Annotated in this window: 7 protein-coding genes; 1 reads left to right on the forward strand and 6 read right to left on the reverse strand. The window is 39.2% G+C overall.

Features of this window, described 5'->3' with window-relative positions:
• Window positions 1–15: 15 nt before the first annotated feature.
• The 6 genes from AACU98_RS17885 to ppsR form a co-directional block, all read right to left on the reverse strand.
• The gene (locus tag AACU98_RS17885; RefSeq protein WP_004250967.1) at window positions 16–1,065 is read right to left on the reverse strand and encodes a hemin-degrading factor; all 1,050 of its coding nucleotides are present in this window, start codon (window positions 1,063–1,065) and stop codon (window positions 16–18) included.
• 35 nt (window positions 1,066–1,100) lie between these two features.
• Window positions 1,101–3,143, reverse strand: coding sequence for a TonB-dependent hemoglobin/transferrin/lactoferrin family receptor (locus AACU98_RS17890; protein WP_004248181.1), 2,043 nt, complete (start codon window positions 3,141–3,143; stop codon window positions 1,101–1,103).
• A gap of 79 nt (window positions 3,144–3,222) precedes the next feature.
• Window positions 3,223–5,442, reverse strand: coding sequence for a TonB-dependent receptor domain-containing protein (locus tag AACU98_RS17895; protein WP_239662651.1), 2,220 nt, complete (start codon window positions 5,440–5,442; stop codon window positions 3,223–3,225).
• An 89-nt stretch (window positions 5,443–5,531) separates the two neighbouring features.
• Complete coding sequence (gene hemP / locus AACU98_RS17900; protein WP_004243175.1) at window positions 5,532–5,756, reverse strand: hemin uptake protein HemP; 225 nt, start codon at window positions 5,754–5,756, stop codon at window positions 5,532–5,534.
• A gap of 214 nt (window positions 5,757–5,970) precedes the next feature.
• Window positions 5,971–7,020: a 3-deoxy-7-phosphoheptulonate synthase gene (locus tag AACU98_RS17905; RefSeq protein ID WP_004243174.1), complete on the reverse strand. Its 1,050-nt coding sequence runs from the start codon at window positions 7,018–7,020 to the stop codon at window positions 5,971–5,973.
• A 120-nt stretch (window positions 7,021–7,140) separates the two neighbouring features.
• Window positions 7,141–8,007, reverse strand: a complete 867-nt coding sequence (ppsR, locus tag AACU98_RS17910) for a posphoenolpyruvate synthetase regulatory kinase/phosphorylase PpsR (protein WP_004243173.1) — start codon at window positions 8,005–8,007, stop codon at window positions 7,141–7,143.
• A gap of 218 nt (window positions 8,008–8,225) precedes the next feature.
• Here ppsR and ppsA point away from each other — a divergent pair, with 218 nt between their 5' ends.
• The gene (gene ppsA / locus AACU98_RS17915) at window positions 8,226–10,601 is read left to right on the forward strand and encodes a phosphoenolpyruvate synthase (protein ID WP_049202922.1); all 2,376 of its coding nucleotides are present in this window, start codon (window positions 8,226–8,228) and stop codon (window positions 10,599–10,601) included.
• Window positions 10,602–10,618: the final 17 nt, after the last annotated feature.

Raw genomic sequence — 10,618 nt, forward strand, 5'->3', positions numbered from 1 at the left:
TGAGCTATCCTTCTATTAAGCTATTTTAGCAAGAGCGTTGAGTTGCTCACGCCATTGTTGTTGTTCTTTTGTTCCCTCAGTGCGTTGTCCATAGAGCTGAGCAATCTGTTGACCTTTGCTATCAAATAGTTCAAGACTTGTGACAAAACCATCTTGGGTTGGCTTACGAGTGATCCAGCTTTCCACAATTTCGCTCTCAATTAAATGCAGTGTAAATGCAGGATTAAAAATGTTAATCCATACTTGTTCACTATTTTCAAATTGATGAGGTACTAAACGATCAATTTTACCGGTAAAGATCTGTACACAGCCTCGATTACCCACGAAAATCATAATTTCATTTTGTACTTCTTTCGCCAGTGCTAATAATGTTTTTAAGGCACTATTATCTACTTGATAAGCTAAATCATCACTGACCGCTTTGAACGCTTGCTGGCGACTGAGATTATTTTCTTGCAGGATTTTAAAGAATTGATGAACGTCAGTCATCGAGCGCCATTGCTGTTCTAACTGTTGTGCTAATGCCGTTGTTACCGGTGCATCAGTAAAAGATTTAGCGGGGGTAATCTCTAATACGGGATTTTCTGGTGATAAATAAGTATCGATTAAGGTATTCCATGCATCCATATTAGTATTATCAGTGGTATACACTTTATGGAGAGAATCACCATGAAGATCAAAGAATTGAATACTATGACGAATGCCACGAGCCGTCTCTTCGGTTAATGCAAAGATACTTGCCCAATGAGAGAAGAAAAAGCGTAAATCGAGGGCTCGAGGGTTTAAGATCAATCCTGCATGATCGTTAAAACGAGCATTGGTATATTCACCAAGATGTTCATGAACCGCAATTTCATTACGAGTAATGGCTTTCACTTCGCCTACGGTTGCGAGAGCGGTTAAAATATCACGAACATCACCATGTAAGCGTTTAGCATCGTGCCCAACACGCGCGTGAGTAAGCTCAGCTTCACTTACATTAAGGTAAGTTGCTAAATCACGCGCATAAGATGCTTTTTTTTCATTTTTTGCTTGCAGGTAGCTCTCATAAAGAGGTTTAGTCACGGAAACTCCTATTGTTTCGTTTATTTTATTGTTAATTACCATTGATAACTCACCAGTACTTTTGCATTGCGCCCCTCTTGAGGAATACCCGCAGAAGAGTAGTATTTTTTATCAAATGCATTACCCAGTACCAGTGAGGTTGTTAGCCCTGTTAATGAAGCACTACCTTCATAACGGAGGTAGAAATCATTGACACCATAACCCGCTTGTTGGCGATTGGTCGGGCGATTAAAGCGATCATGTTTTGTAAAATCTGTTTTTTTAGTAAATTGTCCCACCCAACCTACGGAAAAATCACTATTGGGTACGGGAATATCGAGGCGACTGGTTAATGTATCTGGCTCAATAGAGGTAATAGAGGCATTACTGGCATTATCTTTTCCTTTTGTATGGTTATAAGCCAAATCCCAACTAAAGAACTTCGATTGATAATTCATCTCGATATCCCAACCCCAAATAGTTGCTCTTGGAATATTCGTCGATTGTGTATATCCCTGAAAAATAGCGACATCTGTATCAATATAATCTTTTGCACGCGTATTGAAATGGGCAGCTTTAATTTTCAGATTATCATTATTAGATAATAAGTCGTCGAATTGAAAACCGAACCCGTATTCAGTTGTTGAATTGGTTTCGGGCTTTAAATTAGGGTTAGGGCGCCAGTAATTGGTTGGTGCTCCGGGGAATGGGGCATCAAAATGTTTAGCATCGTTATACATCTCGCCAATTGTTGGTGCTCTAAAAGCTTGAGCATAAGAGGTATAAAGCATTAACCAATCTGTGGGTGTAATACTAACGGCTCCTTTTGATGACCATTTATCAGCGCTGATGTCATCATAACGATCATTTTGACTGCTATATTTATCAAACCTTGTACCGACGATGAATGAAATGGGTACATCACGTAAAGTCATTTCATCTTGTAACCAGCCTGACATAAAACGAATATCTGCTTTAGGGAAGCTTTCGGCATTTGCACTGGGTGATTGCTTTTGCTTATAGATCTCACCGCCATAAGTTAAAGCGTGAGCAGCAAAGGGGTAGGTGGCTAATTGAGTGCGATTTTCAAGTTTAATGCCATAGGTTTTTTGCTCTCTACCTTCAAATCCTTTTTGTTGTGTTTTCGCATTAATATCTACCTCGCTGTAATAGGCTTGTGTTTTTAGGTTAATCCATGACATATCACTAGGATGATATTGATAGGTTAACTGTGCATCTTTTTGTGTTGTAGTACGATTTGTCGCTACATTAGCCGGTGTTGGGTTATTGGCGAGTTGTGGATCCTTAGGCTGTTGTGCGTTGTTATGATAATAGCGTAATTGGCCACTTAACGTATTGCTATCATCAATAAACCAACGTCCTTTAGATAATAAGTTAATGATTGTTTCATCGTTTTGCGCACGATAACCGCCTCCATAGCGAGTTGTACCTTTATCACGAGCGGAGAGGGCGAGTAATCCATCGAAATTGTCTTGTTGACCAAAAGCGGTAATGCCAAATCCTTGACTCTGTTGTGCCGTATTACCAAGGGCGGTAACACGCACACCACCATGTTCATTTTTTGCAAGCAAGTCGCTGGCATCAACGGTATCATATGCCACAACCCCACCGAGGGCGCCGCTTCCATATAAAAGTGCTGAAGGGCCACGAACCACTTCAACTTGTTTAATGAGTAGAGGATCGACAAAAATACTGTCAATATGACCTGTATCAGTACCTTGGCGTATGCCATCTACTAGTGTCAAAACACCGTTACTACTGTAGCCACGCATACTAATAGTTTCACCGTTTGTGCGGCCAGCTCCTGATATTGAAATGCCCGGTATATGACGCAACAACTCCGTGGCACTTCCAGCCGTTTCTGTCAAAGCACTGTTATTTTTTATGACGGTCGACATCATTGGTAATGTAAAGCTATCTCGCTCGTTACCTGTTGCATAAACCGTTATTATTTGTGTGTTTCTCTCCCCGCTATTTTTTTCTCCATAGATTTGATTTTTATTTTCAGCGAATGCACTGCTAATCGCTGTTGCAACAACTAAAACACTCACCTTTATGCATCGCGATGATTGAGACATACAGGTCGATCTCCGTTATTAAAATGGGCTGCTAAACTCAACAGCCCGTTATGATAAAAATCATTGCTCTTTTTATTGTTTACCAGCGATAACTGACAGACATTTTGATATTTCTAGCTTCTTGAGGCACACCTACCGTTGAGTAATACACTTTGTTGAATGCATTATCGAGTACCAATGAGGCTTGTATATCTTTATTATTGGATTGATAGTTGACTGCAAAACTATGCACACCATAGCCAGGGTATTGCTGAAGATCTTCTTTTAATCGAGTAGTCACTTCCTCTGAACCAGGGTATTTATGTGTGCCTTTTTTGGCCGTTGGACCGGCAAACTTTCCTGACCAAGCAACAGAAAATGGTGTTTTGATAATGGGTACATTTATAAAAGCGGTTAATGTTTCAGGGCGCACCATTGAAATAGTCTCTAGAGACGACAGTTCCAAGGTTTTAGTTTGATTGTAATTTACCCCCATAGCGATGTATGGATGAGAATATAGCAATCTTAAATCAAAGCCGTGAATAAGCGCTTTAGGCAAGTTAACTGATTGAAATAATAAAGGTTCACGAGCATCTTTAATGGGAGATAACGCAATATGACTATTTTTTAATTGGATAGGCTTACGACTATGATACCACTGTTGATAAGTAATGTGGTCAATTGATTCAGTACTGTAATATGAAGCTTTAATGTTTATCTGGTCATTGGTAAAAAGCAACGCATTTTTTTGTAAATTGATACCATGTTCCCATGTTCTATTCGTCTCTGGTTCTAATGTGGAATTTGGAACCCAACGAGCATCATAGCTTTTCTTATTAAAAGGGGAAATTATAGTGAAATGTACTGAGTCATTATACATTTCGCTTAAAGTCGGCGCCCTAAAGGCAACAGAATAAGAAGAATAGATCTGTAACCATTTGGTCAGTGTGAGACGTAACGCAATATTTTTAGAAATATTTTGATATGTTTCTTGATATTTGTCGGCGGAGGTCATGTCTCCTTTTTTATTTAAGTCTTTGTAGTAATCTAAAGTTTTACTGTTATCAGGGACATTTTGATAATAGTTGTAACGAAGACCCGCAATTAAAGTAATGGGTAATAGAGGGGTATTGAACGTGCTATGAACCCAACCTGAGGCATTATCCATATGTGATAAAGGGAAATTTTTAGCCTTATTATTCGATACCATCTTCTGTTTTTCAGCATCAATGCCGATAATCACAGATTGAGTCAACCTATCTTGAAAGTAATTTAAATTAAAGGCGTTTTCTACTTTCATACCATAGGTATATTGGGTACGTTTTTCAGAATTACCTAGCACACTTTCTATGTCTGGATATATTTCTTTGCGTGTATCCGTCAGAAACGTATGCGCAATTTTAAACTGAGAATAATAAAGTTGAGTGCTCAGATCGAGCCAATCATAATTATTTGGATTTAAATGATAGGTGAGTGAGATATCATTTTGTTTGGTGGCTCGATACATATTATTACTGTCTCTTTTTCCAAACCCTCCCATTCGATTTAAAACTTCTCTTTGCTCTCCTGCATTATTATATTGACGGGCAGAAAAAATAACGGTTTGTTCCTCTGTAGGGTAAACATAGGCTTTTGCAAAATAATTTTTGATACGTTCGTGGTTATTTAATATTGAGTCATCAGCAATACGTATCGGGCCACGCTCTCTTTGGCTATAAGCCAATAACCCTTCCACTAACTGATGTCTACCTGCGATCACACCACCATAAGAAAAATGTTTATCCGCAGAAGAGAATGAGCTAAATAATTTAGCACCAAGGTTTTTATTGGCGTCTAATAATTCATTTGGATGGAGAGTTGAGAACGAAACAACGCCACCTAGCGCGCCACTTCCATGTTTAACCGAAGAGCCACCATGTTTGACTTTAACGCGCGAAATAAGCGAGGGTTCAATAAAAAGGCCACCAAGCTTGTTCATAGTATTATCAATAGGTTGATGAATACCATCCACAAAGATTTTGACACCTCTTTGATCGTAACCACGCATCATAATATTGCCACCATTGGCGATCCCCGTTCCTGATACGGTGATCCCCGGGATTTGTTTTAACAATTGCCCCGTGGTAGATGCGGTTTGAGCTTGTGCTGAACGGGTATCGACGACAGATTGAAAATCCGTTATTTGATTGTCTTGTTGCCCAATAACAGTCAATGTATCTGTCTCTACTTTTTCAATATGAGCAAAAGTAGTCGGCGCGTATAACAGACAAATTGCTGTAGCTAATGTGGAGTATTTGAAATTTCTTTTCAGCATAGACATACCATTAATATCCATAAAAGTCCTTGTATATGGAGTGAATTAGCTGGCTGCCTAGCAAAATAGGTGGCTTGCGAAAAGGGATTAAATAATTATTTTGTTAGGATAAGTTTTCCTGTTTTTGTTTGGCGTAACTGATACAACTCTCCGTTATGTTGAATATAAACCACGCCCGATTTACCCAGTAATTCTATGCTATTTATAGATTGAATGACTGGGGAGCTTGTTTCACGTGTTATCGATGAATCGTTTAAATTATGAACATTTTTATTCATTTCAATAGCAATACTGATAGAGGTTATGATTATGATAATCATTATCGTTATCAGAATATTTTAGACAAGCTTTTTTTAACGTAAACGTCTAAATTTAAGATGATTAGTAACAAAAGAACAACAAAAATAGGGTGTTAGAATAAAAATCATACAGTTGATTAGCGTGGGAGAAGATAAAGCTTAATCTTAATGAAGATGGATAACGACTTTTTGTGTAAGTTAAAAAGGAGAGGTAAAACTCTCCTTTTTGGCGATATTATTTAAATCGACTTTCAACCGCTTGAGCTAATAATTCCAGTAATTGTTCGGTATCTTCCCAACTGAGACAAGGATCAGTGATAGATTGTCCATAGGTCAGCACCTTATCTGCTGTGACTTTCTGTGATCCCTCTTGTAAAAAGCTTTCTGCCATAACACCGACAATAGCTTGTGAACCATCCGTAATTTGTTGAGCGACATTGCGTGCAACTTCAAGTTGGCGACGATGAATTTTTTCACAATTACCATGGCTAAAATCGATGACCAAGTGTTCAGGTAAATCAAGTTGTTTCAGTGCATCAACAGCATCTGCTACATCACTGGCATGATAATTAGGCTTTTTACCACCACGCATAATAATATGACCGTAGGGATTTCCACTGGTTTGGTAAATTGTCATACGTCCCGTTTTATCAGGTGATAAAAAGGTGTGACTGGCACGAGCGGCACGAATGGCATCTATCGCAATGCGTATATTACCGTCAGTGCCATTTTTAAATCCCACAGGGCAAGAGAGGGCGGAGGCCATTTCACGGTGAACTTGACTCTCTGTTGTTCTTGCCCCGATTGCTCCCCAGCTGATTAAATCTGCAATATATTGCCCCGTGACCATATCAAGAAATTCAGTGGCTGTGGGGAGTCCTAATGCGTTGATCTCAATTAGCAGTTTCCTTGCAATACGAATGCCTTCATTAACATTACAAGAGTTATCAAGGAAAGGATCAGAAATAAGGCCTTTCCAACCAATAACGGTACGCGGTTTTTCAAAATAGGTTCTCATCACGATTTCTAGACGGTCATGAAAACGCGCTTTTTGTTGATTTAGTTTTGTTGCGTACTCTTTAGCCGCCTTGGGATCATGTATAGAGCAAGGGCCAATAATAACTAATAGTCGTTTATCTTCACCAGTGAGAATAGCTTCAATGCGTTGACGGGCAGAAGTGATATTACTGATAATCTCTTGTGAGATGGGTAACTCATTAGCTAACGTTTCCGGCGTTACTAGGCTGGCTAAAGCCTTTGTCCGTAATTCGTCTGTTTTTAACATAATTTATCTCAATAAAAATACAGGGTAAGTCTACCCAGTGATTAAGATCACAATAAACGAAATTCAGCTAATTTCAACACTGTTATTGGTGAAAAATAAATAAAAAATAACTTACTGTCTCTAGAACATTCTTCTGGCTAATCCCATAGAATCAATTACCTTAGTGGAAATTTCTTCAACAGAGTAGTTTGTCGTATTTAGGTAAGGAATGTTATTTTTCCTAAATAGCGCTTCAACTTCCGCTAATTCAATACGACATTGACGAATAGATGCATAACGACTGTTTTCACGACGTTCGCTACGGATAGCAGCAAGGCGTTCTGGGGCAATGGTTAAGCCAAACAATTTATGTTGATACTCTTTTAATTCAGGAGGCAATTTTAAAAAATCCATATCATCAGCAGTAAAAGGGTAATTAGCCGCTTGAATGCCAAATTGCATCGCTAAATATAAACTGGTAGGGGTTTTACCGCAGCGTGAGACACCGATTAAGATCACTTGCGCTTGGTCGAGATTGCGTAAAGAGATCCCATCATCATGAGATAAAGTGTATTCAATAGCAGCAATTCGAGCATCATATTTGCTGAGATTTTTTTCTGTTAAACCGTGCGTTTTATTTAATTGAGGTAGCGCTTGAACGCCAATTTCTTTTTCTAAGGGGAGAACTAATGACTGCACAATATCCTGACAGAATCCTTCACTACTATTTATTATTCGTTTTACGTCAGGACTAATAATAGAGTAGAAAACCAGAGGCTTGGCGCCACTTTTTTTATAAATTTCATTAATCTTATTTTTTATTTCTTCCGCTCTTTCTACAGAAGATACAAAAGGTAAGGTATAGCTTTTCATTTTTAATGGGAATTGTGAGAGTACCGCATGGCCTAAGACTTCTGCGGTAATAGCGGTGCCGTCAGAGATAAAAAAAACAGTTCTATCAACAAGTTCATTATTATCACAGTTAATTGAATTCAAACTTAATATCATTCCTCTCACCTTTTTTTTAGCTGAATTAGCAATTCAGACAATATTATCTATAGTATTTTTAGTGATTATAAAGGATAAAAAAATAAAGTTTTCTGGTTGATCGATTCACCTTTCTATATTCTCCATAACATTGTGATAGGCTTATTTATGTTGTCGTTTTGACAGCGGGTTTTTCTTTTTTTTCTCTCTCTCATTTGTTTAAAAAAGGATTGTTCTCAATGTCCAGCAATAGCCTCACCCCGTGCAATGTACTTTGGTATAACCAATTGGGTATGAATGACGTTGATCGTGTTGGTGGGAAAAATGCTTCCCTCGGTGAAATGATCACTAATCTTGCGGAACTGGGTGTGTCTGTTCCTAATGGATTTGCCACCACAGCGCAAGCGTTTAATGATTTTCTGGAACAAAGTGGTATTAATCAGCGTATTTATGAGCTGCTCGATAGTATTGATGTTGATGATGTTAATCAATTAGCACAAGCGGGTAACCAAATTCGCCAATGGGTGATTGATACACCTTTTACCCCTCAGTTTGAGAAAGATATTCGTGATGCTTATCAGACCTTAAGTGAAGGTGAATCTGAAGCCTCATTTGCAGTACGATCATCAGCAACCGCTGAAGATATGCCTGATGCTTCTTTTGCCGGCCAACAAGAGACATTTTTAAACGTTCAAGGTATCGATGCAATTTTAGTTGCGATTAAACATGTGTTTGCTTCACTGTTTAATGATCGCGCAATCTCTTATCGTGTTCACCAAGGCTACGATCACCGCGGTGTTGCTTTATCTGCAGGTGTCCAACGTATGGTTCGCTCTGATTTAGCTTCATCAGGGGTGATGTTTACTATTGATACTGAATCAGGCTTTGATCAAGTAGTCTTTATTACCTCTGCTTATGGTTTAGGGGAAATGGTGGTTCAGGGGGCGGTTAACCCAGATGAATTCTATGTTCATAAACCAACTTTGGCGAAAGGTTTACCGGCAATTGTGCGCCGTAACCTAGGCTCTAAAAAGATCCAAATGGTTTATGCCGATAGCATTGAGCATGGTAAACAAGTCCGTATTGAAGATACGCCAGAAGCATTGCGCAATCGTTTCTCTTTAACTGATGATGAAGTGCAAGAGCTAGCAAAACAAGCGGTATTGATTGAACAACATTATGGACGTCCAATGGATATCGAGTGGGCTAAAGATGGTCATAATGGTCGTCTATATATTGTTCAAGCGCGTCCAGAAACAGTTCGTTCTAACCAACAAGTTATGGAACGCTATCAGTTAAATGAAACAGGCTCTGTGATTGTAGAAGGTCGTGCAATTGGTCATCGTATTGGTAGTGGTACGGTTAAAGTTATCCATAACTTAAGTGAGATGGATAGAATAGAGGCGGGTGATGTGTTGGTCACCGATATGACAGATCCTGATTGGGAGCCTATCATGAAAAAAGCCTCTGCGATTGTGACTAATCGTGGTGGAAGAACATGTCATGCGGCAATTATTGCTCGTGAATTAGGTATTCCAGCAGTGGTAGGTTGTGGCGATGCGACGGAGTGTATTAGCGAAGGGCAAGTGGTCACCGTCTCTTGTGCTGAAGGGGATACCGGATTTGTTTATGATGGGAAACTCGATTTTTCTATTCAAAGCTCCGCAATCGATAACATGCCAGAACTTGGCTTAAAAATCATGATGAACGTCGGTAATCCTGATCGCGCCTTTGACTTTGCTGGGTTACCAAATGATGGGGTAGGCCTTGCGCGTTTAGAGTTTATTATCAACCGTATGATTGGTGTGCATCCTCGCGCTTTACTCGAATACGAAGATCAAACAGATGCACTAAAAGCTGAAATTGATGAAATGATGGCGGGTTATGCATCACCTGTTGAATATTATATTGGTAAATTAACCGAAGGTATCGCAACACTCGCTGCAGCATTCTGGCCAAAACGTGTCATTGTTCGCTTGTCTGATTTTAAATCAAATGAGTATGCAAACTTAGTCGGTGGCGATCGCTATGAGCCTGATGAAGAAAACCCTATGTTAGGTTTCCGTGGTGCGGGTCGTTACGTATCGGATGATTTCCGTCGTTGTTTTGCACTCGAGTGTGAAGCAGTGAAACGTGTGCGTAATGAGATGGGATTAACTAACGTGGAAGTGATGATCCCATTTGTACGTACGGTGCGCCAAGCAGAAGAAGTGATAGATGAGTTAGCACGTAATGGTTTAAAACGTGGTGAGAATGGCTTAAAAGTGATTATGATGTGTGAAATTCCATCCAATGCTTTATTAGCCGATCAATTCTTGGCTCATTTTGATGGTTTCTCTATCGGCTCTAATGATATGACTCAGTTAACATTGGGCTTAGATCGTGATTCTGGTGTCGTCTCATCACTGTTTGATGAACGTAATGATGCGGTAAAAGCGCTATTATCTATGGCAATTCAATCAGCGAAACGTCAAGGTAAATATGTCGGGATCTGCGGACAGGGCCCTTCTGACCATGAAGATTTTGCACAATGGTTAATGGAAGAGGGTATTGATAGCTTATCTTTAAACCCAGATACCGTTATTAAAACCTGGGTGAAATTAGCACAACAATAATTATATTATTATTGAAT

Origin of the sequence: Proteus sp. G4380, from assembly GCF_963885725.1 — a bacterium.
GTDB lineage: Bacteria > Pseudomonadota > Gammaproteobacteria > Enterobacterales > Enterobacteriaceae > Proteus > Proteus mirabilis.

What these genes read in the sequence shown, in the direction of transcription:
- AACU98_RS17890 (WP_004248181.1), bottom strand. Translation starts at nt 3,143, where the DNA reads ATGTCTCAATCATCGCGATGCATAAAGGTGAGTGTTTTAGTTGTTGCA.
- AACU98_RS17895 (WP_239662651.1), bottom strand. Translation starts at nt 5,442, where the DNA reads ATGTCTATGCTGAAAAGAAATTTCAAATACTCCACATTAGCTACAGCA.
- hemP (WP_004243175.1), bottom strand. Translation starts at nt 5,756, where the DNA reads ATGATTATCATAATCATAACCTCTATCAGTATTGCTATTGAAATGAAT.
- AACU98_RS17905 (WP_004243174.1), bottom strand. Translation starts at nt 7,020, where the DNA reads ATGTTAAAAACAGACGAATTACGGACAAAGGCTTTAGCCAGCCTAGTA.
- ppsR (WP_004243173.1), bottom strand. Translation starts at nt 8,007, where the DNA reads ATGATATTAAGTTTGAATTCAATTAACTGTGATAATAATGAACTTGTT.
- ppsA (WP_049202922.1), top strand. Translation starts at nt 8,226, where the DNA reads ATGTCCAGCAATAGCCTCACCCCGTGCAATGTACTTTGGTATAACCAA.